19 protein-coding genes are annotated in these 23,503 nt (G+C 64.7%); 8 read left to right on the plus strand and 11 right to left on the minus strand.

Annotated elements, in window-relative coordinates:
• Positions 1 to 167: 167 nt before the first annotated feature.
• The gene (locus AC5V87_RS02885) at positions 168 to 713 is read right to left on the minus strand and encodes a carboxymuconolactone decarboxylase family protein (protein WP_495369943.1); all 546 of its coding nucleotides are present in this window, start codon (positions 711 to 713) and stop codon (positions 168 to 170) included.
• A 136-nt stretch (positions 714 to 849) separates the two neighbouring features.
• Here AC5V87_RS02885 and AC5V87_RS02890 point away from each other — a divergent pair, with 136 nt between their 5' ends.
• Both AC5V87_RS02890 and AC5V87_RS02895 read left to right on the plus strand, forming a co-directional pair.
• A complete protein-coding gene (locus AC5V87_RS02890) occupies positions 850 to 2,049 on the plus strand; it encodes an acyl-CoA dehydrogenase family protein (protein WP_495369944.1) in 1,200 nt (399 codons plus the stop codon).
• Positions 2,050 to 2,171: 122 nt separating this feature from the next.
• A complete protein-coding gene (locus AC5V87_RS02895; RefSeq protein ID WP_456841450.1) occupies positions 2,172 to 3,311 on the plus strand; it encodes an acyl-CoA dehydrogenase family protein in 1,140 nt (379 codons plus the stop codon).
• A 272-nt stretch (positions 3,312 to 3,583) separates the two neighbouring features.
• On the opposite strand, the gene AC5V87_RS02900 is transcribed toward AC5V87_RS02895, so the two are convergent.
• The 10 genes from AC5V87_RS02900 to AC5V87_RS02945 form a co-directional block, all read right to left on the minus strand.
• Positions 3,584 to 4,621, minus strand: a complete 1,038-nt coding sequence (locus tag AC5V87_RS02900) for an amino acid ABC transporter substrate-binding protein (protein WP_456843480.1) — start codon at positions 4,619 to 4,621, stop codon at positions 3,584 to 3,586.
• An 86-nt stretch (positions 4,622 to 4,707) separates the two neighbouring features.
• Positions 4,708 to 5,301, minus strand: coding sequence for a L,D-transpeptidase (locus tag AC5V87_RS02905; RefSeq protein WP_456841449.1), 594 nt, complete (start codon positions 5,299 to 5,301; stop codon positions 4,708 to 4,710).
• A 207-nt stretch (positions 5,302 to 5,508) separates the two neighbouring features.
• Positions 5,509 to 6,483, minus strand: a complete 975-nt coding sequence (locus AC5V87_RS02910) for a hypothetical protein (protein WP_456841448.1) — start codon at positions 6,481 to 6,483, stop codon at positions 5,509 to 5,511.
• Positions 6,484 to 6,567: 84 nt separating this feature from the next.
• Positions 6,568 to 7,155, minus strand: coding sequence for a thioredoxin family protein (locus tag AC5V87_RS02915; protein ID WP_495369945.1), 588 nt, complete (start codon positions 7,153 to 7,155; stop codon positions 6,568 to 6,570).
• 29 nt (positions 7,156 to 7,184) lie between these two features.
• On the minus strand, positions 7,185 to 7,883 hold the full coding sequence (locus AC5V87_RS02920; protein ID WP_495369946.1) for a cytochrome c biogenesis CcdA family protein: 699 nt from the start codon (positions 7,881 to 7,883) through the stop codon (positions 7,185 to 7,187).
• 329 nt (positions 7,884 to 8,212) lie between these two features.
• Complete coding sequence (locus AC5V87_RS02925; RefSeq protein ID WP_456841445.1) at positions 8,213 to 8,824, minus strand: sigma-70 family RNA polymerase sigma factor; 612 nt, start codon at positions 8,822 to 8,824, stop codon at positions 8,213 to 8,215.
• Between the two features lie 413 nt (positions 8,825 to 9,237).
• Positions 9,238 to 9,975 carry a response regulator gene (locus tag AC5V87_RS02930; RefSeq protein ID WP_456841444.1) on the minus strand — a complete coding sequence of 246 codons (738 nt, stop codon included), beginning with the start codon at positions 9,973 to 9,975 and terminating at the stop codon, positions 9,238 to 9,240.
• A 40-nt stretch (positions 9,976 to 10,015) separates the two neighbouring features.
• Positions 10,016 to 11,761: an ATP-binding response regulator gene (locus tag AC5V87_RS02935; protein ID WP_456841443.1), complete on the minus strand. Its 1,746-nt coding sequence runs from the start codon at positions 11,759 to 11,761 to the stop codon at positions 10,016 to 10,018.
• The gene (locus AC5V87_RS02940) at positions 11,731 to 13,809 is read right to left on the minus strand and encodes a sensor histidine kinase (RefSeq protein ID WP_495369947.1); all 2,079 of its coding nucleotides are present in this window, start codon (positions 13,807 to 13,809) and stop codon (positions 11,731 to 11,733) included. The genes AC5V87_RS02935 and AC5V87_RS02940 overlap by 31 nt, the downstream gene beginning before the upstream one ends.
• Before the next feature lie 6 nt (positions 13,810 to 13,815).
• On the minus strand, positions 13,816 to 14,811 hold the full coding sequence (locus AC5V87_RS02945) for a TRAP transporter substrate-binding protein (protein ID WP_456841441.1): 996 nt from the start codon (positions 14,809 to 14,811) through the stop codon (positions 13,816 to 13,818).
• Positions 14,812 to 15,102: 291 nt separating this feature from the next.
• Between AC5V87_RS02945 and ugpB the strand changes: the two genes are divergently transcribed.
• The 6 genes from ugpB to AC5V87_RS02975 all read left to right on the plus strand — a co-directional run bounded on the left by ugpB (position 15,103) and on the right by AC5V87_RS02975 (position 23,484).
• A complete protein-coding gene (gene ugpB, locus AC5V87_RS02950; protein ID WP_495369948.1) occupies positions 15,103 to 16,425 on the plus strand; it encodes a sn-glycerol-3-phosphate ABC transporter substrate-binding protein UgpB in 1,323 nt (440 codons plus the stop codon).
• A 157-nt stretch (positions 16,426 to 16,582) separates the two neighbouring features.
• A complete protein-coding gene (locus AC5V87_RS02955; protein ID WP_495369949.1) occupies positions 16,583 to 17,524 on the plus strand; it encodes an aminoglycoside phosphotransferase family protein in 942 nt (313 codons plus the stop codon).
• 348 nt (positions 17,525 to 17,872) lie between these two features.
• A complete protein-coding gene (locus AC5V87_RS02960) occupies positions 17,873 to 19,495 on the plus strand; it encodes an ABC transporter substrate-binding protein (RefSeq protein WP_456841438.1) in 1,623 nt (540 codons plus the stop codon).
• 208 nt (positions 19,496 to 19,703) lie between these two features.
• Positions 19,704 to 20,717 carry an ABC transporter permease gene (locus AC5V87_RS02965; RefSeq protein ID WP_495369950.1) on the plus strand — a complete coding sequence of 338 codons (1,014 nt, stop codon included), beginning with the start codon at positions 19,704 to 19,706 and terminating at the stop codon, positions 20,715 to 20,717.
• A 9-nt stretch (positions 20,718 to 20,726) separates the two neighbouring features.
• Positions 20,727 to 21,626, plus strand: a complete 900-nt coding sequence (locus AC5V87_RS02970; protein ID WP_495369951.1) for an ABC transporter permease — start codon at positions 20,727 to 20,729, stop codon at positions 21,624 to 21,626.
• 88 nt (positions 21,627 to 21,714) lie between these two features.
• Positions 21,715 to 23,484 carry a dipeptide ABC transporter ATP-binding protein gene (locus AC5V87_RS02975; RefSeq protein WP_495369952.1) on the plus strand — a complete coding sequence of 590 codons (1,770 nt, stop codon included), beginning with the start codon at positions 21,715 to 21,717 and terminating at the stop codon, positions 23,482 to 23,484.
• Positions 23,485 to 23,503 lie beyond the last annotated feature (19 nt).

Genomic DNA, 23,503 nt, shown 5'->3' on the forward strand with positions numbered 1-23,503 from the left:
CACATAGGCCGCGCTTCGGGACGGCGCTACCGGTTGATCCCGAAACCCAGCGTTTCCGAACGGGAAATCCATTGGGCTGAATTGATGGTTCGGTGCCGGCCGAGGCGCAGGTTTACCTCTCCCCGCCGGGGAGAGGTAAACGCCGACTGCACTCAATTTTCACCCCGCTAGCTGAGCTCCGACACCTCGCCCTCGGGCAAGCCGAACTCGAACGTGTTCAGCGTCATCGACACCATGGTGTAGTAGCCGCACAGTCCGATCACCTCGACGACGCCGCGCTCGCTGAGCAGCTTCACCGCCTCATCATAGAGGCCCTTCTCGACGCCGTGACCCTCATGCAGCGACTTCGCGAGGTCGTAGATCGTCTTAGCCATGGGATCGTCGAACTCGGGCGTGCGGCGGTCGCGGATGGCGTCGATGATTTTCGGATCCATGCCGCCCGCAAGCGCAAGGCGCTTATGCGCATACCACTCGTAATGCGCGGTCCAGTGGCGCGCCGTCACCAGGATCGCGATCTCCGAGAGTTTTGCCGGAAAGATCGTATCGAAGCGCAGCACTTCGCCGAGCCGCGTCGCATGGCGCGCCATCTCCGGGCTGTTGAGCCAAGCCATCATCGGCGCCGGCGGCTTGCCGCGCTTGCCGGCGATCGACTCGTCATAGGTCTGCCGCTGGCTCTCGTTCATTCCGCCAGGCGAAAGAAGCTTCAGGCGCATTCTGGTTTCCCATTTGTTTTCAAGCCTCGCCGTGAGGGAGACTATAGCCGATGCGCGGCACGGAAGTGGTTGAATTCCACGGTGCGATGGCCCAGAGTCCCGCCCAACACGTCGATTTTGATTGATGGAAACGACCATGAGCGAGACTGAGACAGCCGATCTCGAGAAATTCCGCGCCGAGACGCGCGCCTGGCTGGAAGCCAACTGCCCGCCGGAGATGCGCAAGCCCGTGACGTCGGACGCCGACGTGTTCTGGGGCGGGCGCAACGCAAAGTTCTCGTCCGAGCCGCAGCGCATCTGGTTCGAGCGCATGCGCGACAAGGGTTGGACCGTGCCGGATTGGCCGAAGCAATATGGCGGCGCTGGCCTCAGCGCCGCCGAGCACAAGGTGCTGCGCGCCGAGATGGCCAGGATGGGCGCGCGCCCGCCGCTGTCGAGCTTCGGCATCTGGATGCTCGGGCCGGCGCTGCTGAAATACGGCAATGAGGCGCAGAAGCAGGAGCATCTGCCGAAGATCGCGGCGGGCGAGATCCGCTGGTGCCAGGGCTATTCCGAGCCGAACGCCGGCTCCGATCTCGCGTCGCTCCAGACCCGCGCCGAGAGCGACGGCGATGACTTCATCATCACCGGCCAGAAGATCTGGACGTCCTACGCCAACTACGCCGACTGGATCTTCTGCCTCGTCCGCACCGATCCCGCGGCCAAGAAGCACGACGGCATCAGCTTCATCCTGTTCGACATGACCTCGAAGGGCGTCTCGACCAAGCCGATCCTCTTGATCTCCGGCTATTCGCCGTTCTGCGAGACCTTCTTCGACGGCGTCCGCGTGCCGAAGTCGCATGTGGTCGGCACCGTCAACTGCGGCTGGGACGTCGCAAAATATCTGCTCCAGCACGAGCGCGCGATGATCTCCGGCATGGGCGAGCGCGGCGTCGGCCGTCCACTCGGCCAGATCGCTGCCGACTCGGTCGGCACCGACGCGCAAGGCAGGCTCGACGATGCGATGCTGCGCGGCCAGATCGCGACATTCGACGTGGATGAAGCCGCGCTCGCGGCTTGCGCCGAGCGTGCGGTCGATCTCGCCAAGGCCGGGCAGGCGCATCCGGCGTTCTCCTCGGCGATGAAATATTACGGCACCGAACTCAACAAGCGCCGCTACGAGATCCTGATGTCGGCCGGCGGCGTCGATGCGCTGGAATGGGAGAGCGAGCGCTCCAAGCAAGGCGCCCGCCCGCGCGCCTGGCTGCGCACCAAAGCCAACTCGATCGAGGGCGGCACGTCCGAGGTAATGCTCGGCATCGTCGCCAAGCGCATCCTGGATTTGCCGGGGGCGTGAGGCTTTGCGTCGTTCCGGGGCGTCGCGTAGCGACGAGCCCGGAACCTCGAGATTCCGGGTTCGCGCTGTCGCGCGCCCCGGAATGACAGCAACAAATTTCAGAGACATTAGAGACTTTGCACATGGCCCTCGTCCTCACCGAAGAACAATCCATGCTCCGCGACTCAGCGCGCGGGCTGATCAGCGACAAGGCGCCGGTGTCGCACCTGCGATCTTTGCGCGACTCCAAGGATCCCGTCGGCTTCTCCAAGGAACTGTGGCACTCCTTCGCCGAGATGGGCTTTGCCGGCCTCTTGGTGCCCGAAGAGTTCGGCGGCTCCGGTCTCGGCGTCATGGAGGCCGGAATCGTGATGGAGGAGATCGGCCGCACCCTGATGCCGTCGCCCTTCCTCGCCACCAGCGTGGTCGCGGCCTCCGCACTGAACCGCGGCGGCAACGCTGCGCAGAAGTCGGAAGCCTTGCCGAAGATTGCGAACGGCTCGCTTCTCGCGACGCTCGCGATCGACGAGGGCGCCAAGCACCGCCCGCTCCAGACCAACCTGCAGGCCGTGCGCGCCGGGAACGGCTTCAAGCTTTCCGGCGCCAAGGCGCTGGTGGTTGACGGCCACGTCGCCGACTTGCTCATCGTCGCCGCGCGCACCGCCGGCTCCGCCGGCGAGCGCGACGGCCTGACGCTGTTTCTGGTCAACCCCAAGGCCAGGGGCGTCGCCATCGAGCGCACCATCATGGTCGATTCGCACAACGCGGCGCGAATCGAATTCGCCAATGTCGAGGTCAATGCCGACAGCGTGCTCGGCGAGGTCGATCAGGGCGCGAGCCTGCTCGACGGCGTGCTCGATATCGGCCGCGGCGCGGTCGCAGCCGAAATGGTCGGTCTCAGCGACGAAGTGTTTGGCCGCACCGTCGAGTATTTGAAGAACAGAAAGCAGTTCGGCAAGCTGATCGGCGAATTCCAGGCGCTGCAGCACCGCGCCGCCGAGCTCTATATCGACATCGAGATCACCCGCGCTGCCACGATGAAGGCGCTCCAGGCGCTGGACGCCGACGTCGCCAAGGCTGCATCGAGCGTCGCCGTGGCCAAGGCCCGCGCCGGCACCACCGCCACACGCGCCGTGCAGGAGGGCGTGCAGATGCATGGCGGCATGGGCATGACCGACCAGTTCGACATCGGCTTCTTCATGAAGCGTGCGCGGGTGTGCGAGGAGCTGTTCGGCGATGCCAACTACCACACCGAGCAGCTGGCGCGGGCGCGGGGGTATTGAGGCGCGGTTGGGGCGCGAGGCGCGCCACACCCTCGGTGTCGTCGCCCAGCTCGACCGGGCGACCCAGTACGCCGCGGCCTCTCCGCATACGTTTGACGTCTCTGGAATACTGGATCGCCCGGTCAAAGCCGGGCGATGACAGTTGAGAGTGTGGAGAGCGCTTGTCCCAATCTCGTCATTGCCAGCGCAGCGAAGCAATCCAGAATCTTTCCGCGGAGACAGTCTGGATCGCTTCGTCGCTGCGCTCCTCGCAATGACGGTGTGAGACCGCCTTACCGCATCGGCGGCGCATACTGCACGCCACCCGCGTTCCAGAGCTGGTTCATGCCGCGCGGGATCTTCAGCTTCGACTTCTCGCCGATGTTGCGCTCGTACATCTCGCCGTAATTGCCGACGTGGCGGATGATGCGGACCACCCAGTCCTTGGTGAGGCCGAGCTGCTCGCCGTAATTGCCTTCGGTGCCGACGAGGCGCATCACTTCCGGCTTCTTCGATTTCAGGGCTTCGTCGATGTTCTCCGAGGACACGCCGAGCTCCTCGGCGTTGATCATGGCGTAGAGCGTCCACTTCACGATCATCATCCAGTCGTCGTCGCGCTGGCGTACGACGGGGGCGAGCGGCTCCTTGGAGATCATGTCCGGCAGAATCATGTGGTCGCCCGGCTTGGAGAGGTTCAGCCGGAGCGCATAGAGCTGGGAGACGTCGGCGGAGAGCGTGTCGCACTTGCCGGTGTCGTAGGCCTTCACCACGTCGTCGAGCTTGTCGAACTTCACCTCGTCATACTTCATGTTGTTGGCACGGAAGTAATCGGCGACGTTGAGCGCGGTGGTGGTACCGGCCTGCACGCAGACCTTGCTGCCGGTCAGGTCCAGCGCGGTCTCCTTGTTGCGCGCGCGCGGCAGCATGAAGCCTGCGCCATCGTAATAGGCGACGGCCGGGAAATAGAGGTCGTAGTCGAGCTCGCGCGCCATGCTCCAGGTCGAGTTGCGCGAGAGGATGTCCACTTTCCGGCTCTGCAATTCCTTGAAGCGCTCGCTGGCATCGAGCGGCACGAACTTGGCCTTGCTTGGATCGTTGAAGATGGCAGCCGCCACGGCGCGGCAGAAATCGACGTCGAAGCCGGTCCAGTTGCCCTTGTCGTCGGGGATCGAGAAGCCCGGCAGGCCCTTGTTGACGCCGCACAGCACCTCGCCGCGGCGCACCGTGCGCTTCAGGGTGCGGGTGTCGTAGAACTCATAGGCGATGGCCAGAACGGCGACCAGCACGGCGACCGCGAGCCCGATCAGCAGGCCGCCTCGAAATGTGCGCATCATGTTGCTCTCTCGAAAAATCGGGAAAAGGAATCTTGAGGAGGGCGCAGAGCATGATCCGGACGGATCATGCGCGAGCGATAGGATTACAGCTCAGGCTTCTGCCGGATGATCACCTTGGTGCCAACCGGAACGCGATCGTAGAGATCGGCGACGTCGTTGTTGACGAGACGGAAGCAGCCCGACGACACCTTGGTACCGATCGTGTCGGGGCGATTGGTGCCGTGGATGCGGTAGACGGTGGTGCCGAGATACATGGCGCGGGCGCCGAGCGGGTTGCCGGGGCCGCCGGCCATGAAGCGCGGCAGATAGGGCTGGCGCTGGATCATCTCCGGCGGCGGCGTCCAGTCCGGCCATTCCTTCTTGTTCGTGATGGTCACCAGCCCCTGCCACTGGAAGCCATCGCGGCCGACGCCGATGCCGTAGCGGATCGCGCGCCCGCCCGGCTGCACCAGATAGAGGTGCCGTTCGGCCGTCGAGACGATGATGGTGCCCGGCGCCTCGGTGGTGCGGAAATAGACCACCTGCTTCTGCCATTCCGGATCGAGCTGGTAGCTGTCATCGGCGATCAGGCCCGGCTCGTCGCCACGGTCGGGCTGCTGGGCGAAGGCCTGCGGTGCGGACAGGATCAGTCCCATCGCGGCCAAGAACGTCCCGGTCAGGCGACGAAAATCGGTCATGTGAAGCTCTCCCCGCTGCCACAGCGCAAATCATTCGGAACCATCAAATCTCAGGGCCAAGTTCATGGCAAGTCGATGGCGCGCCCGGCTGGTATGTCACGAGAATGCCTATGGTTTTTTGACGCGCCCGGAGCAATGCCACGAACAGGGGATGGCGCGAAAAGCTTAGATTGTGGCCGCTTGGGAGGTGAGCTCCCTCTCCCGCAGCTAAATCTTATTGCTCTCCGCCGCGATCCCGAGCCGCCGCACGATCTCGGTCCCGACCGCGCGGGCTTCGACCCGCGAGCCGATGCGGGGGCTGCGAAACCGTCGCCCGGAGTGCAGGCGGATCGTGACGATGCAGTGCTCGTCCTCCGACCGGCCGCGGCGCTCGACACTGATCGTCTTCACGTCGGGCCCCTCGATGTGGTCAACGCGCGGCGTGCCGTCGCCCCACAGGCGCTCGACGCGGATATCGCTCTCGCGGATGATCCAGAACGCGCCGGTCGCGAGGTTGGCATAGCGATGGACGGCGAAGGCTGCGAGCGCGCCGAGCGGCAGCAGCAGGATGTCGACATGGCTGGGCGGCCATCCGCGCCAGAGCTTGTAGGCGTAGGGCACGGCGGACAATGCGACGGCGATCAGTGCGACGATGCGGATGTCCCGCGCGGAGAATGCCTCGAGCGGCTCGCCGAGATGCATCTCGGGATTGCTGGCATCGAGCGGATTGCGAGGTGCCTCGACATTGGGGACGTCGAACTGCGTGGCGATCCGCGCCACGGTGTCGTGTACATGCGTGACGTCGGAGATCGGCGGGGAGGTCAGGCGCTCGCCGGACGCGAGCGTGAAGACGAGCTGAAAGCGGGCTTTCACCCGCTTGCTGCCCGGAACCTGCAACCCCGTGATGTCTCCCTTCCCGACGACCCGCGTCTTGAGCTTTCCGAACGGACGCTGCTGCCCGATCAAGATCTCGTTCGGCGTGATGATCCACACCACCGCAGGCGCCATCATGATGCCGACGACGAACCCTGTTCCCACGAGCAGCGCGACCACCGAGATGATCACCTCCAGCAAATCATGCGTGAACAGGCCCGGCGTGAAGCACAGCGCGACGGCAGCGGCCGAGCCGGCCATGACCAGCCGCTGCGCGATCGAGGAGCCTTCACGAAGGCGGATGTCGGTGCTGGTGGTCGGGTCGTCCATTGCGGGCGGCTGATTCCGTCGCCCGCGAAACTCCATGGACCGGTCCGTCGAGTCAAGCTGCAACCGAATGCCGCGGATGCAGCATCAGCTGTTGGCGTTCAGCAGCCCGGCAACGGTGCGGTCGATCTGGTCGTAGGCGCCTTCGCCCTCGTGCTGGAACACGATCTTGCCGCTCTGGTCGATGATGTATTGCGCCGGCCAATACTGGTTGCGATAGGCGTTCCAGGTTTTGGAGTCATTGTCCTGCGCCACCGGATAGGTGATGCCGTGGCGCTTCAGCGCGGCCTGGACGTTGGAGGCCGAGCGCTCGAACGGGAATTCCGGCGTGTGCACGCCGACCACGACGAGGCCCTTGTCCTTGTACTTGGCATAGAGCTCGGTGACGCGCGGCAGCGTGTTGACGCAGTTGACGCAGCCATAGGTCCAGAAGTCGACCAGCACGACCTTGCCGCGCAGGTCGGCGATGCTGAGCGGTTTCGAGTTGAACCAGGTGTTGATGCCGGTGAAGTCGGGTGCGGTCTGTCGGCTCGCGGCCGCGACCTGGATCGGCGCTGCTGCGGCGGCGACCACAGGCGTTGCGCGCACGGCCTCGTCGCAGATGCCGGGAATGACGGCGCCGGTGACGGCCATGCCGACCAGGGCGGCGGAAACGGCGAGCAGCTTGACAGTCATGGACGTGTTCTCCGTTGAGATGCGAGGGATCACAGGCCGATCTGGCCAGTGGGATAGAAGCCGGTGAGCCAGGCCACGATCAGCGTGTCGTATTGGAAATAGGCGGCGACCGCGAAAGCGATCACGATGACGCCAAAACCCTGCTGCAGCCGCGGTGAGATCCGCGCGAGGCTGCGCACCCGCGTCGTCGCGGCCTGCCCGCCATAGGCTATTCCCAGCATCGGGACCGCAGCGCCAATCGCGTAGGCCACCAGCAGTGTGCCGGCCCAGGCCAGGTTCTTCGAGGTCGCAACCAGCGTCAGGATCGAGCCGAGCACGGGCCCTGCGCAGGGCGTCCAGACCAGGCCCAGCGTGGTGCCGAGCACGAGCCCGCCGATCGCACCCTCGCGCTGCACGCCGCTCGCCGCGCCAAGGTCGAACCAGCCATTCAGCCGGATCGACAGCCATTCGAACGGCGCTGGCCACAGCATCAGCAGGCCGAACCCGAGCAGGAGAATCGCGGCAGCCTCGCGCAGCACGTTCGGATCGAAATCCAATGCCCGCGTGAACGCGCCGAGCAGCAGCGCGACGGCCGAGAACGAGATGACGAAGCCGAGCGCGATCATCGCTGGCCGCAGATGCCCCGCGCGCCCGATCGAGGCGCCAAGCAGGATCGGCAGCATCGGCAAGGTGCACGGCGCGGCGATGGTGAGGATGCCGGCGAGAACAGCAAACAGGAGTTCGAGCATGGAGCCCTCGTGATGGAGATCACGAGGGCAGTTCGGATTGGATGCGGCGGTCGTTACGCCGTGTCACGCAGTCGTGACGGGCGACCGCCACGACGACGATGCGGTCAGAACTGCCTTCAAATCCCAAATAAAAACGACCCGGACGGGGGCATCGTCCGGGTCGCTGGAGGTCCTTGGGAGGTTTAACGAGAACCGTATGTGAGCTTTATAGGAGGCAAGTTTTTCCGCCTGATGTTGTGCTTCGTTTCAATTGTTTCGTCGGCGGTAACACTTCCGTGTCCGGGGAAAGGGCCTGAAGTTTGGTCCTATCCCCTTGAAAATACTTGAGCTTATGCAGCGAAACGGTCGACGCCAGCGACCTTAAGCAAATCGGCCAGCTGCTTGCGGGCGTAGAACATGCGGGTCTTCACCGTGCTCTGGGGGATGCCGATGATCCGCCCGACCTCCTCCACCGACTTCTCGTGATAGTAGACGAGGTTGATGATCTCGCGATGCGCGGGCGACAACTTTGCGACGCAGGCGCGCAGGATGGCGCTGGTGTCGCTGCGGTCGAGCGAGGTCTCCGGCGTGTCGGTGTCGTCAGGAATCTGGCGCACGTCCTCCTGGTCGATGTCCTCGAAGCGGCGCTGGCGCATCGCGGTCAGCGCCTTGAAGCGGGCGATCGAGAGCAGCCAGGTCGACACCTGCGAGCGGCCCTGGAATTGCCGGGCGGTCCGCCACACGTCCAAAAACACCTGGCTGACGAGGTCTTCCGCCGTGGTGGCATCGCGCACGATGCGCAGGATGAAGCGGTAGACCCGCACATTGTGTCGGCAATAAAGGATGTGCATGGACGTCCGGTTGCCGTCGGCAATGCTCTCCAGAAGCATGTCGTCCGAGGTCGCTTGAGCAGCAATGATGCTCTGGCTGGCCTGGGCGTTGATGGCGATGACGTTCGGCATTGACTTAGCTCCCCGGTGCGCCGCAACCGAGCGGCGTTTCCTTGGACCAAAGTGTTAATCAGCCAACGTTTCGGGACGTCTGCACGAAAAGCGGAAAATGGTTTCGTGCGCCGCCGAATTGTTTCGTCGAAAGGGACGCGACGAAACATTCGAGGCAAAAAGTCGTGGAATTTCAATGTACGGAAACTACGGGCTGCGCGATTTGGCGGGGCAGGAACGAATTTCGGGCTCTTGCGTTCGCTTGCGCCGCACCCAATGCCGTCGTCTCGGGGCGACACGCGCAGCCAGGACGGCGATCTCGTAGGGCGGGCGAAGGCGCGAGGCGCCATGCCCACGATCTTTTCGCAAGTGTGGAGAGAACGGTGGGCACGCTTCGCTTTGCCCACCTACGGCACCTGGCGCGCCGTTAGCGCCTACGGCTTCTCGCCCGCCGGCGAGAACAGATAACCGCCGCCGCGGATGGTGCGGATCACGGCGGGCTTGGTCGGGTCGGGCTCGATCTTGCGGCGGATACGCATGATGCGCAGATCAACGGCGCGGTCGAAGGCTTCGGCGTCGCGCGCATTGGCGAGCTCGAGCAGGCGCTCGCGCGACAGCACGCGCTTCGGATTGGCCGCGAACACCTTGAGCAGTCCGAACTCGGATGCGGTCAGTGGATGCTCGTTGCCCTCGTCGTCGCGCAAGGCCTGGGCTTCGAGATCGAGCCATTTGGTGCCGAAGCGCACCAGCTGGTCCTTGTCGGATTTCGCCGCCGCCGTCTCCGCTGCTGCGGCCTTCACCGGCGTGCTCCGCCGCAGCACCGAGCGGATGCGTGCCATCAGCTCGCGCAGCTCGCAGGGCTTGGCGACGTAGTCGTCGGCGCCGAGCTCGAGACCGACGACGCGATCGATCGGGCTCGCGGTCGCGGTGAGCATGATGACGGGCACGTTGATGCGGCTCTTGAGGTCGCGGATGATCGAGAGCCCGTCTTCCTCGGGCATGTTGAGGTCGAGCACGACGAGATCGGGCATGCTGCCCTGGATCGCGGCGCGGAGCGACTTGCCGCCGTCGCACAGCGTCACGGTGAAGCCGTGCATCTTGAGGTAATCGCCGACCATCTCCCGGGCCGGGGCCTCGTCGTCGACGATCATGATGTGCTGGCTTTGGGTCATGTCACTTCAGAAGCTAGGATCTTGGATCTCGGCACTCAAATCACGGCACCTCGGTCGCGGGCAGGGTGATGGTGAAGGTCGAGCCCTTGCCGGGGCCTTCGCTCGCGGCCGTCACCTCGCCCCCATGCATGTCGATAATACGCTTGACGATGGAAAGCCCAAGCCCCGTCGAGCTCTCCCCCGCGGTCGGCTTGGCGGACAGCCGCTGGAACCGGCCGAACAGACGGCCGAGATCTTCCGGCGACAGGCCCGCGCCTTCGTCGCTGACCCGGATGATGGTGTCGTTGCCCTCATGTGTCACGGCGACGCCGATCTTGCCGCCGATCGGCGAGTATTTGATCGCGTTGCTGATGAGGTTGTCGATCGCCTCGCGGATGCGGTCGATGTCGCACATGGTGACGATGTTGGGCGGCGCGGTGACGTGGATCGTCTGCTGCTTGTTGACCGCGAGCGGCTGGTTGGCGTCGGCGACCTCCTTCGCCAGCGCCGCGACGTCGACCGGCTCGCGGCGGATGGTGATGTCGAAGGCATCGGCCATTGCGTCCGAGATCAGATGGTCGACCATCGTGGTCAGGCGCTTGGTCGCATCGCGGATGTGGTCGACCTGGGAGACGACGCCGCTGGCCGAGGCGCCGGTCGAGATCAGCTCCTTCAGCATCTCGGTACGGCCGAGGATGACGCCGAGCGGATTCTTCAGATCGTGCGCGACGGTGCCCAGAATCTCGTTCTTGAAGCCGTTGGCGCGCTGCAGCCTCAGCCATTGCGCCGAGAGGCGGCGATTGGCCTGCATCAGGGCGCGGGTGCGCTGGGCGACGCGGTCCTCCAGCTGCGTGTTGGCATCCTGGAGCTGCTGATAGAGGATCACGTTGTCGAAGGCGATCGAGAGCCGGCTGGAGAAGATCTCGACCAGCGAGCGGTCGGTCTCGGACAATTCGCGCTCGGCCTGGAGCAGCACCACCACCTCGCGGCCACTTCCGGTGCGCAAGTAGATCACGCTGCGATGGTCGGCGAATTCGTTCTTGCGGCGCTGGAATGCGGCTTCCACCAGCTCGCGCAGGTCAGGATCGAGCGCCCGCGAAGAGGTCGTGCCAATGAAGCGGCTGTAGCAGCCGCTGCCCGCAAGCACGGAGAGCTCGGGATCGACGCCGCCATTATCACGCAGCACCAGGATGCCGGCACAGTCGACATTGAGCAGCGAGGCGAGCTGGGTGAGCACGCCCTCGGCGAGCCGCTGCATCGACTTGAAATCGTACAGCGTGGAAGCCGCGTCGATGATGATCTCGAGCCCGCGCCGCGTCTGCACCATGCGTTCGAGCTGCTGGTAGGAGCGCAGCGCCGCGGTCAGAGAGGTGAACAGCTTGTCGGCGGTGAGCTCGGTCTTGGCCTTGTAGTCGTTGATGTCGTACTGCACGATCACGCGCCGCTCCGGCGCCTGGCCGGGCTGGCCGGTGCGCAGGATGATGCGCACGGTCTCGTTCTTGAGCTCGTTGCGGATGAACTCGACCAGCTCGAGGCCGGCGACGTCGGTCTCCATGATGACGTCGAGCAGCACCGCGGCGATGTCGCGGTGCTCGGCCATCAGCTTGCGGCCTTCGGCCGCGGAGTGCGCCGAGAGGATCTCCAGGCTCTGGCCGTTCAGGCTGTAGTCGGACAGCGCGAAGCGGGTGCCGTCATGTACGGCCGGATCGTCGTCGATGACAGCGATCTTCCATTTCCGTGCGTTCTGGTCCTCCGGCGCGGTACCGGTGTCGTCGATCAGGTGGAGGACATCGTCCTGTTCGGCCATTGAGAAGTCCCGTCAGTCTCTGTGCTTCGCGCGCCGCCCTTGGCGACTCGCGGCATGATAATCCGAAAAGTTGTGCCTTGTCCCAGCTTGGATTCCAGCATCATGCGTCCGCCAAGCTGCTGGGTCACCAGGTTATAGACGATATGAAGGCCGAGTCCCGTGCCACCTTCGTTGCGCCGGGTGGTAAAGAATGGGTCAAAGGCCTGGCGCTGCACGTCGGGGGTCATGCCGGCCCCGTCATCGGTGAAGATGATCTCGATGTCGTCGGTCCCGCGCGGTCGCGCCGAGATCGTGATGGTCCCGGCGCGCCCGTCGGCGAAGGCATGGTTGGCCGCGTTGAGGAAGAGATTGGTCAGGATCTGGCCGTAGGAGCCGGGATAGCCGTCGAGCAGCAGCCCCTCGGGCACGTCGACCTGGAGCGTGATCGGCGAGCGCTTCAGCACCGGGCGGAGGCTCGCGATGATCTGGTCGGTGGCTTCGCTGAGTGAGAACTGCCGCCGCTCGGCATGGGAGCGGTCGACCGCGACCTGCTTGAACGACTGGATCAGCTCGCCGGCGCGGGTGAGATTGGCAACCAGCTGCTGCGAGGCATCGCGCGAGGATTGCACGAACTCGTCGAGCTGCGAGCGGCGCAGGCCGCCCTGGCCCTTGAGCTGGGCCTCGAAGATCTCGGTGCGCCGGGCAAAGCTCGAGGCCACCGTCAGGCTGATGCCGATCGGGTTGTTGACCTCGTGCGCGACGCCGGCGACGAGGCCGCCGAGCGCTGCGAGCCGCTCGGCGTCGATCAGGTTCTGCTGCGCGGCGTTGAGCTCGAGCAGCGCGCTCTCGGCCTTCTCCTTGGAGGCGCGCAGCTCGTCCTCGGTCTCGCGCTTCGCGATCGCGTTCTCGCGGAACACCTCCACCGCGCGCGCCATGGCGCCGACTTCGTCGCGCGCCTTGGTGCCCTGCACCTCGCGGTCGAGGTCGCCGAGCGTGATGGCGCGCATCGCCGCCATGATCTGCTGGAGCGGCAGGCGGATCGACAGCGCGATCAAGACGCCCGCGGTGAGGATGATGCCGAGGAAGATCACCGCGATCGAGAGCACGCGGCGGGAGATGTCGGCCAGCGTGCGGTCGAAGGTCTCCTGCGCCTTCTGCTCGCGCTGGCGCATCTTGGTCGAGAGATCGTCGATGGCGCCGATCGCCTCGGCCTGGCTTGCGTCGATGGTGTTGCGGAGCAGCTCGGTGCGGCTCGCGAGCTGCTCGGACAGCTTTGCGAAGCCCTCGCGCAGCGCCGTGGTGCGGGTCGCGAGCTTTTGCAGTGCCATCTTCTGGAGGTCGTTGTCGGCGAGATCGAGCATGACCGGAATGGTCTTCTCGATCGTCTCGGTGTTGTGGCGCGCATCGTCGGCGGCGCCTGACGACTGCGACAGATAGTAGGAATTGGCCGCGACCAGCATCGCGGTGAAGGCCTCGCGGGACTTGCCGAGCGAGGGCCAGATCAGCGCGTCGCGATGGCCGGTGGCGCCTTCGATGATGGAATAGAGGCCGGCCATGTCCCTCGCGGGGCCCTGCACCTGCTCCTCATAGGTCTTGGCGATGGTGGCCTGCACGCTGCGCAGCTCGCCGAAGCCGTTGAGGAAGCGGTCGGTGGTGCGCTCGAGCTCCTCGACCGAGCCGGACAGCATCGGGTCCTTGGCGGCGCGGCTGGTCAGCGTGCCGAGCACCGCCTCGCGCAGCAGCAGGATCTCGGCGAACAGGTCCGGGCTCGGCTGGTTGATGTAACGGTGGATCAGGTTCTGCAGCCGACCGGTCTCGCTCTCGAGCAGCGCCAGGATACGGTCGGACTCGCGCACCTGGCGGACGTCGCCCCAGGCCGAGCCCAGCACCTGCGCGCCGTTCCAGATCATCCCGACCAGCACCACCACCACGGCCGAGTTCAGGGCCGCGATCGACAGAATGCGCCAGCGGATCGGCACGGCCCGGAGCAGGCCGACGAGACGTACGCGCACCTGGCCGATCGGGCCGGGCGCCCGGTCTGGATGATCGCGATGTCCAAGCGCAGCCAACGCGGCTCACTCCACCTTGCGAATGCGTTCGATCAGCGCGGCCGCGGCGGGATCGCGCGCAATCTTGGCGTAGATCGGTGCCATCGCCTCCTCGAACGGCTTGCGGTCGATGTCGCTGACGACGGTGATGCCGGCGGCTTCCGCCTTGCGCTGCGACTGTTCCTCGAGGTAGCGCCACTTCTGGCGCATGAACCGGCTCGAGCGAAGCGCTGCCTCGCGGAAGATGTTCTGATCGTCCACCGAGAGGCTCTGCCAGGCCTTGAGCGAGATCACCAGCACCTCCGGGCTCATCGTGTGCTCGGTCAACGTGTAATGGCCCGCATATTTGTAGTGATCCGTGGTCACGAAGGATGGCCAGTTGTTTTCCGCGCCGTCGATCAGATGAGTCGCAAGCCCGGTGAGCACCTGCCCGTAAGGGAGCTCGACCGGCACGGCGCCGAGCGAGCGGATCATCTCGCTCATCAACTCCGATTGCTGCACCCGGATCCGCAGGCCCTTGATATCCGCGATGCTCTTCACCGGACGGACGCCGTTATAGATCGACCGCGCTCCGGAATCGTAGAAGGCGAGCCCGACGAACCCGTACGGCTCGAAGCTGCCGAGGATCTCGTTGCCAACAGGCCCGTCCAGCACCTTCTGCATGTGCTCGATGGACCGAAACAGGAACGGCATCGCGAGCACGTTCATGGCCGGAGCGAAATTGCCGATCAGCGCCACATTGGTCCGGTTGAGGTCGATCGCGCCGGCCCGGGTTTGCTCGATGGTCTCCTTTTCCTCTCCGAGCTGGCGAGAGTGGAATACCTTGATCTCGTGCCGGCCGCCGGTGCGTTCGCTGATCAGGTCGCCCATGTAGCGCAGCGCCTGGACGGTCGGATAGTCCTCGGTCTGGGTGTCGGCGGCGCGAAATTCGCGCGCCGCGGCGCCCGTCGCACCGATGGCGAGCAGAAGCGCGACGAAGATCACCCCGGCCCGCGAGAGTTCGGCACGGTTCAGCACTGGCACACTCAACCCCTCAGAGATGGAGTCTATGGCGGGACCAAAAGGTTCAATGCAATCTAAAGCGTTTTCGAGCGAAGTGGATACCGGTTCGCGTAAAGAAAACGCGTAAGACTGGGAATCCGGAGCCCGATCTGAGCGGGGCTCCAGCAGATGGTTAAGGGAAGGCCATCCCGGTTCGGCCCCGCCGGGTGATTGTGCGGCGCGAGCGGACCTCATTCCCAGTTGAAACCGCAAATGCCGCGCCGTAAGCAGGGGCGGCCGCTTCGGTCGTGCGACACGGGAAGAGCCATCGTGATGTCAGCATTGCGCCTTGCGCAGGTCCTCGCCGCCTTTGCCGCTCTCGCGCTGGCCGCCCCGGCGCATGCCGCCACCGAGATCGCGCTGTGGCACGCCATGTCCGGCGAGCTCGGCCGGCAGCTGGAAAAGCTCGCCTCCGACTTCAACGCCTCGCAGCCGGATTACCGCATCGTCCCGACCTACAAGGGCAACTACACCGAGACGGTGACGGCGGCGATCTTCGCTTTCCGCTCGCGCAGCCAGCCCGCGATCGTCCAGGTCAACGAGGTCGCCACCGCCACCATGACCGCGGCCAAGGGCGCGATCTATCCGGTGTACAGCCTGATGCGGGACCAGGGTGAGCCGTTCTCGCTGAACGATTACCTGCCCGCGGTCTCCGGCTACTACACCGACGCGAGCGGCAACCTGCTGTCCTTCCCGTTCAATTCTTCGACGCCGATCCTCTATTACAACAAGACCATGTTCCGCGATGCCGGCCTCGATCCGGAGACGCCGCCAAGAACCTGGCCCGAGCTCGGTGCCGCCGCAAAGCGCCTGCGCGAGCGCGGCGCGGTGTGCGGTTTCACCACGTCCTGGCCGTCCTGGATCCATGTCGAGAATTTTTCCGCCTTCCACAATCTGCCGCTGGCGACCCGCACCAACGGCTTTGCCGGCCTCGATGCCGAGTTGACCATCAACAATCCCGTCGTCGTCAAGCACGTCGCCCAGCTCGCCGAATGGCAGCAGACCAAGGCGTTCGACTACAGCGGCCGCGGGCAGGTGGCCGAGCCGCGCTTCCAGAAGGGCGAGTGCGGCATCTTCATCGGCTCCTCGGCGACGCGCGCCGACATCAAGGCGAATTCGAAATTCGAGATCGGCTACGGCATGATGCCGTACTGGCCCGATGTGAAGGACGCGCCGCAGAATTCGATCATCGGCGGCGCCACGCTGTGGGTGCTGCGCGACCGGCCGCGCGATGAATACAAGGCCGTGGCGCGGTTCTTCGCCTATCTGTCGCAGCCCGGCGTGCAGGCTGCCTGGCACCAGAACACCGGCTATCTGCCGATCACCCGCGCCGCCTACGAGCTGACGCGCGCGCAGGGCTTTTACGAGCGCAATCCGGGCTCGGCGATCTCGTTCGAGGAGATCACGCTGCATCCGCCGACTGAGAATTCGAAGGGCATAAGGCTCGGCTCCTTCGTGCTGATCCGCGGCGCGATCGAGGACGAGCTGGAGCAGGCTTTTGCCGGCCAGAAGAGCGCGCAATCGGCGCTCGATTCCGCGGTCGAGCGCGGCAACAAGCTGCTCCGCCAGTTCGAACGCGCCAGCCCCGAGCGGTAAAAACCGGATGGAAATCCTGGCAGTGGTTGTAGCGCGAGATCTTTCCACGCCGTCATGGCCGGGCTTGTCCCGGCCATCCACGCCTTGGCCGCAGCTTGAAGAACGTGGATGCCCGGGACAAGCCCGGGCATGACGATCTCTATGCATTAAGTGCGCAATGACACAACCGAACTTCGCTGACACTCAGTCCTTCCGCGCCTTTCGCTCCGATCCGCCGCAATGGCTGCCAATCGCCATCGACATCGCGCGCAGCCACGGCCTCGATGTGAGCGCACCGCATGTGTTCGCCACAGGCACCAATCTCGTGCTCGGGCTCGGCGAGCGCCTGATCTTGAAGATCTTCCCGCCGCTGCTGCGCGCGCAATTCGTCTCCGAGCGCGGCTCGCTGACGCAGCTCAAACGGCGTCTGCATCTGCCGATCCCCGAGATCGTCGCCGAAGGGATGCGTGACGGCTGGCCCTATCTCGTCATCACGCGCCTTGCCGGCACGCTCGGTTCGGAGGCCTGGCCGCGCCTGCCGGAACACCAGAAGGAGCACGTGCTGCGCCAGATCGGCGAGACCATCGCCGCCGTGCAGCGCGCGCCGCTTGGCCCTCTCGCGAACATCGAGCCGCGCTGGGACGCCTTCATGCGCACCCAGATGCAGGGTTGCCGTAACAGGCACGAGCGCCTCGGCCTTGCGCCGAAGTTTCTCAAAGGGCTCGACGATCTCCTCCGTGATGCCGCCGAGCTGATTCCGATGAATGCCCCGCCGGTGATCCTGATCGGCGAATATATTCCGGAGAATTTCCTGCTCGCCTGCGACGATGGCGAATGGTCGCTGGCCGGCCTGTTCGACTTCGGCGACGTGCTCGCGGGCTGGCGCGACTACGATCTGCTCGGCCCCAGCGCCTTCATGGCGGCGGGGCGGCCGGGCAGGGTGCGCAGCCTGCTCGAAGGCTTCGGCTATGCCTGGCCGGACGGCGCGCTGAAGCGCCGCCTGATGGCCTTGATGCTGCTGCACCGTGCCAGCGATCTCAACAGCCACATCTGCATCGAGGGCTGGCAGGACAAGGCGAACAATCTGATCGAGCTGCAGGAATTGATCTGGCCGAGCTGAGCGCTCCGGCCGCACCTCTCTCCGTCATTCCCGGGCGCCGCGAAGCGGCGAGCCGGGAAATCCATCGTCCCACGCGTCGCGCTTTCAAATGGTTCCGGGCTCGATGCCACGCGTCGCCCGGAATAACGATCGCCTCTCGCATGGGCGTCCATCGTCGTCAGCTCAATATTTGATCAATTTCCCCGCTTTGTATGCAATGAGGAGGGCTCCCGCGGCCTGCGCGATCCAGCGAAAGTGAAGAATCATTAAATGTTTCAATCGATTGGCGCGAAGATAATACCTCGTTAAGCCTTGGCACGAACCTTGCGAATCCAGTTCCAACCAGAAACCTCTGAGTTGGAGCACCCCATGAAGCGCCGCGATTTCCTCAAATCCGTGTCCGGATTGGCCGCCGGCGCGGCGCTTCCGGCGATGCCGTTCGTGATGTCCTCGGTCAAGGCCGATGCCCGTTCGGAGACGCTGCTGATCGTCTCGGAAGGCGGCCCTAACAATCTCGACATCCACGGCGTCGGCACCAACGTGCCCGGCTATGAGGTGTCCTGGAATTGCTATGACCGCCTGATCAGCCACGAGATGAAGGCCGGTCCCGGCGGTGTGCCCTATTACGACCGCGACAAGTTCAAGGGCGAGCTCGCCGAAGACTTCAAGATCGACGACATGTCGGTCACCTTCAAGCTGAAGAAGAACGCCAAATTCCACGACGGCACGCCCGTCACGGCTAAGGATGTGAAGTGGTCGCTGGATCGCGCGGTGAGCGTCGGCGGCTTTCCGACCTTCCAGATGAGCGCGGGCTCGCTGACCAAGCCGGAGCAGTTCGTCGTCATCGACGACCATACCGTGCGCGTCGACTTCCTGAAGAAGGACAGGCTGACGATCCCCGATCTCGCGGTGATCGTGCCCTGCATCGTCAACTCCGAGCTCGTGAAGAAGAACGCCAGCGAGAAGGATCCCTGGGGACTCGAGTTCACCAAGCAGCAGACCGCCGGCTCTGGCGCCTACAAGGTGACGAAGTGGACCGCCGGCACCGAAGTCGTCATGGAGCGAAACGAGGATTGGGTGGGCGGTCCGCTGCCGAAGATCAAGCGCGTGATCTGGCGCATGGTGCCGCAGGCCGGCAACCGCCGCGCGCTGCTGGAGCGGGGCGACGCCGACATCTCCTACGAGCTGCCGTTCAAGGACTTCCAGGAGATGAAGGCGAACGGCAAGCTCAACGTGGTGTCGCTGCCGTTCTCCAACGGCATCCAGTATATCGGCATGAACGTGACCAAGCCGCCGTTCGACAATCCCAAGGTCCGTCAGGCCGTCGCCTACGCGCTGCCCTATCAGAAGATCATGGACGCGGTGCTGTTTGGCCTCGGCAATCCCATGTTCGGCGCGCCCAAGGACAAGGCGACGGAAGTCGCCTGGCCGCAGCCGCACAAATACAACACCGACATGGACAAGGCGAAGGCGCTGCTGACTGAAGCCGGCTACGCCAACGGCTTCGAGACCACGATCTCGTTCGACCTCAACTTCGCCGGTGTCAACGAGCCGCTCTGCGTGCTGGTGCAGGAGAGCCTCGCCCAGCTCGGCATCAAGGCCACCATCAACAAGGTGCCCGGCGCCAACTGGCGCACCGAATTGAACAAGAAGGAAATGCCGCTCTTCACCAACGTGTTCTCGGGCTGGCTCGATTACCCCGAGTACTTCTTCTACTGGTGCTATCACGGCAACAATTCCGTCTTCAACACCATGAGCTATAAGTCGGCGGAGATGGACAAGCTAATCGACGGCGCACGCACCGCTGCGGCAACCGGCGACACCGCGACCTACGATGCCGACGTGAAGGGTTTTGTCGATCTCGCCTACACCGACATCCCGCGCATCCCGCTGTACCAGCCCTTCGTCAACGTCGCGATGCAGAAGAACATCAGCGGCTATCAATACTGGTTCCACCGCCGCCTGGATTATCGCGCGATGGCGAAGGGGTGAGGGGCATGGGTGAGGTGAGCACCGCTCTCTCATTTCCTCTCCCCGCGTGGGAGAGGGTGGCTCGCCGCGTAGCGGCGAGACGGGTGAGGGGTAGCCACGAACTCCGACGTCGCTTGGGGCCACCCCTCACCCCAACCCTCTCCCACAAGGGGAGAGGGGGCGCAGCGGAGCGCGCGGCGCTATCTCAATTCCACATCAGGAGCACCCCATGCTGACCATGATCGGCAAGCGCCTGATGTTCGCGATTCCCTCGCTGATCGGCGTCGTCATCGTCACCTTCCTGCTGACCCGCGCGCTGCCGGGCGATCCCGCGGCCTACTTCGCCGGTCCCGCCGCAACGAAAGAAGCCGTCGAGCAGATCCGCAAGAAGCTCGGCCTCGACAGGCCGCTGATCGAGCAGTTCTTCCGCTACACCAACGACCTCGCCCATGGCGATTTCGGCAACTCGCTGACCACAGGCCAGCCTGTCGCGACCGAGATCCGCAACCGCCTGCCGGCCTCCGCCGAGCTGACACTGCTCGGCCTGATCGTCTCGATCGTGATCGCCATCCCGCTCGGCGTTCTCGCGGCAACACGGCCGGGATCATGGATCGACCATCTCTGCCGCGTCACGACGACGGCCGGTGTCTCGCTCCCTGTTTTCTTCACCGGCCTCGTGCTGGTCTATGTCTTCTATTTCCAGCTCGGCTGGTCGCCCGCGCCGCTCGGCCGCCTCGACGTGTTCTACAGCGCGCCGCCGACGGTAACCGGCTTCTATCTGATCGACACGCTGATTGCGCGCGACTTCGAGGCGTTCCGCTCGGCGCTGAGCCAGCTGATCCTGCCTGCGACGACGCTCGCGATCTTCTCGCTGGCGCCGATCGCGCGCATGACCCGCGCCTCGATGCTGGCGGTGCTTGCGTCCGAATTCGTCCGCACCGCGCGCGCCAGCGGGCTGTCGCCATCGACCGTGATCGTCACCTACGCCTTCCGCAACGCGATGCTCCCGGTCGTCACCACACTCAGCATGGTGTTCTCGTTCCTGTTAGGGGCCAACGTGCTGGTCGAAAAGGTGTTCGCCTGGCCCGGCATCGGCTCCTATGCGGTGGAAGCGCTGATCTCCTCTGACTTCGCGCCGGTGCAGGGCTTTGTGCTGACCATGGCGGTCATGTACGTCCTTTTGAATCTCGTGATCGACATCTTGTACGGCGTGATCGATCCGCGCGTCAGACTTGAAGGCTAGGGGGACACAATGAGCTCCGTTGCGCCAGCCGTTGAACCCGCCGGCCCTGCCCGTACCTCAGGACTCGTAGCAATCCTCGAACAAACTCGTTACGTCCTCAGCGAAAACAAGGTCACCGGCTTTGCCTTCGCGCTGCTGATCCTGATCCTGATCGCGGCGATCTTCGGCCCCTATGTGGTGCAGTACGATCCGCTCGCCTCCGACACGGCTGCCGCGCTGAAGCCGCCGTCGGCGGCGCATTGGTTCGGCACCGACCAGCTCGGCCGCGACATTTTCAGCCGCGTCATCGTGGCAACGAGGCTCGATACCTTCATCGCGGTCGCTTCCGTCGCCCTGGTGTTTCTGATGGGCGGCCTTGCCGGCATCGCGGCCGGCTATTTCGGCGGCTGGACCGATCGCATCGTCGGCCGCATCGCCGACACGATCATGGCCTTCCCGCTGTTCGTGCTGGCGATGGGCATCGTCGCCGCGCTCGGCAACACCGTGCAGAACATCATCCTCGCCACCGCGATCGTGAACTTCCCGCTCTACGCCCGCGTCGCGCGCGCCGAAGCAAATGTCCGCCGCAACGCCGGCTTCGTGCAGGCCGCGCGGCTGTCCGGCAACGGCGAATTCCGCATCCTGCTGGTGCACATTTTGCCCAACATCATGCCGATCATGATCGTGCAGATGTCGCTGACCATGGGCTACGCCATTTTGAATGCCGCGGGCCTGTCCTTCATCGGCCTCGGCGTCCGCCCGCCGACGGCCGAATGGGGCATCATGGTCGCCGAAGGCGCCGGCTTCATGGTTTCAGGCGAATGGTGGATCGCTCTGTTCCCCGGCCTCGCGCTGATGATCGCCGTGTTCTGCTTCAACCTCCTCGGCGACGGCCTCCGCGACATCGTCGACCCGCAACGGAGGACGTGATGGGTCGGCAAAAAATCTCCAATGATTTCAGTGGTGGCTCTACTGTGCACGGGGTTGTTTTCGATCTCATAAGCGACGGGAGGGATTCGTGACCGCCCAGCCGCTGCTCGACGTCCAGGATCTCACCGTCGAATTCACCACCCGCCGCGGCATCGTCAAAGCCGTGCAGCACGTCAACATCTCCGTCGCCAAGGGCGAGACGCTCGCCATCGTCGGCGAGTCCGGCTCCGGCAAGTCGGTGACCTCCTACGCGGTGATGCGCATCCTCGATCGCGCCGGCAAGATCGCCGAGGGCTCGGTGATGTTCTCCGGCATCGACGTCAAGGCTGCGAGCGAGGACCAGATGCGCGACCTGCGCGGCCGCGAAGTCTCGATGATCTTCCAGAACCCTCGCGCGGCGCTGAACCCGATCCGGAAAGTGGGCGACCAGATCGAGGACGTGCTGCGCACCCATGTGCAGCAGGCGCAAGTGGGCGATCACGGCGAGAAGGCGATCGAGGCGCTGGAGCAGGTCAAGATCGCCCGTCCGCGCGAGCGCTACCATGCCTATCCGTTCGAGCTGTCTGGCGGCATGTGCCAGCGCGTCGTCATCGCGCTCGCGCTCGCCTGCAATCCGCAGCTCTTGATCGCGGACGAGCCGACGACTGGATTGGACGTCACCACGCAGAAAGCGGTGATGGACCTGATTGTCGAGCTGACCAAGCGTCGCGCGATGTCGACCATCCTGATCACCCACGATCTCGGCCTTGCTGCCGCCTATTGCGACCGCGTCGTGGTGATGGAGAAGGGCCGCGTCGTCGAGACCGCGAAGGCCGCCGACATCTTCGCGAATCCGCAGCACCCCTACACCAAGAAGCTGATGCGCGCGACGCCGCGGCTTGGCGTGTCGTTGCGGGATCTCCTGCCTGAAGAGGAGAGCACCGCTGTCATGGCCGGGCTTGACCCGGCCATCCATCACGCTTCGAAAGATTCGTCTGTGTCGATGGACCCCCGGGTCAAGCCCGGGGGTGACGAGAATCCCAAACCCCTCCTCCTCATCGACAAGCTCGTCAAGGAATACCCCCGCCAGGGCGCCACGGCCGTGCTCGGCAAGCTCTTCGGCCGCAAGCCACCCGTCGAGCCCGATGTTTTCCGCGCCGTCGACGGCATCAGCTTCTCGATCGGCCATGGCGAGAGCGTCGGCCTCGTCGGCGAATCCGGCTGCGGCAAATCGACGACATCGATGATGGTGATGCGCCTCCTGGACCAGACCTCCGGCCTGATCCAGTTCGATAGCGAGGACATCGGCAGGATAGCACCCGCCTCGTTTGCCCGGTTGCCGCAGCGCAGCCGCATCCAGATGGTGTTCCAGGATCCGACCGACAGCCTCAATCCGCGCTTCACCGCCGCCCGCGCCATCGCCGACCCGATCCTGCAGCTCGGCGACATCAAGGGCCGCGACGCGCTCCGCGCCCGCTGCGAGGAACTGGCGACCATGGTCGGCCTGCCGCACAATCTGCTCGACCGGTTTCCGCACCAGCTCTCCGGCGGCCAGAAGGCCCGCGTCGGCATCGCCCGCGCCATCGCGCTGCATCCAAAGCTCGTCATCCTCGACGAGCCGACCGCCGCGCTCGACGTGTCGGTGCAGGCCGTCGTGCTCAACCTGCTTCAGGACCTCAAGCAGCGGCTAGGCATGAGTTATTTGTTCGTCTCGCATGATTTGAATGTGGTGCGCTTGCTGTGCGATCGTGTCATTGTGATGCGGACGGGACGGATCGTCGAAGAGGGCTCTTCCGAGCAGGTCCTCAGCGATCCCAAGGACGACTACACCAAGGAGCTTTTGACGGCGATCCCGCATCCGCCGTTGCAAATACACTGAGAGTGCACTGAGATCAGCT

This window comes from Bradyrhizobium sp. SOJA106 (assembly GCF_059448745.1).

Coding starts and splice junctions, on each gene's coding strand:
- AC5V87_RS02885 (WP_495369943.1), bottom strand. CDS start 713: ATGCGCCTGAAGCTTCTTTCGCCTGGCGGAATGAACGAGAGCCAGCGG.
- AC5V87_RS02890 (WP_495369944.1), top strand. CDS start 850: ATGAGCGAGACTGAGACAGCCGATCTCGAGAAATTCCGCGCCGAGACG.
- AC5V87_RS02895 (WP_456841450.1), top strand. CDS start 2,172: ATGGCCCTCGTCCTCACCGAAGAACAATCCATGCTCCGCGACTCAGCG.
- AC5V87_RS02900 (WP_456843480.1), bottom strand. CDS start 4,621: ATGCGCACATTTCGAGGCGGCCTGCTGATCGGGCTCGCGGTCGCCGTG.
- AC5V87_RS02905 (WP_456841449.1), bottom strand. CDS start 5,301: ATGACCGATTTTCGTCGCCTGACCGGGACGTTCTTGGCCGCGATGGGA.
- AC5V87_RS02910 (WP_456841448.1), bottom strand. CDS start 6,483: ATGGACGACCCGACCACCAGCACCGACATCCGCCTTCGTGAAGGCTCC.
- AC5V87_RS02915 (WP_495369945.1), bottom strand. CDS start 7,155: ATGACTGTCAAGCTGCTCGCCGTTTCCGCCGCCCTGGTCGGCATGGCC.
- AC5V87_RS02920 (WP_495369946.1), bottom strand. CDS start 7,883: ATGCTCGAACTCCTGTTTGCTGTTCTCGCCGGCATCCTCACCATCGCC.
- AC5V87_RS02925 (WP_456841445.1), bottom strand. CDS start 8,824: ATGCCGAACGTCATCGCCATCAACGCCCAGGCCAGCCAGAGCATCATT.
- AC5V87_RS02930 (WP_456841444.1), bottom strand. CDS start 9,975: ATGACCCAAAGCCAGCACATCATGATCGTCGACGACGAGGCCCCGGCC.
- AC5V87_RS02935 (WP_456841443.1), bottom strand. CDS start 11,761: ATGGCCGAACAGGACGATGTCCTCCACCTGATCGACGACACCGGTACC.
- ugpB (WP_495369948.1), top strand. CDS start 15,103: ATGTCAGCATTGCGCCTTGCGCAGGTCCTCGCCGCCTTTGCCGCTCTC.
- AC5V87_RS02955 (WP_495369949.1), top strand. CDS start 16,583: ATGACACAACCGAACTTCGCTGACACTCAGTCCTTCCGCGCCTTTCGC.
- AC5V87_RS02960 (WP_456841438.1), top strand. CDS start 17,873: ATGAAGCGCCGCGATTTCCTCAAATCCGTGTCCGGATTGGCCGCCGGC.
- AC5V87_RS02965 (WP_495369950.1), top strand. CDS start 19,704: ATGCTGACCATGATCGGCAAGCGCCTGATGTTCGCGATTCCCTCGCTG.
- AC5V87_RS02970 (WP_495369951.1), top strand. CDS start 20,727: ATGAGCTCCGTTGCGCCAGCCGTTGAACCCGCCGGCCCTGCCCGTACC.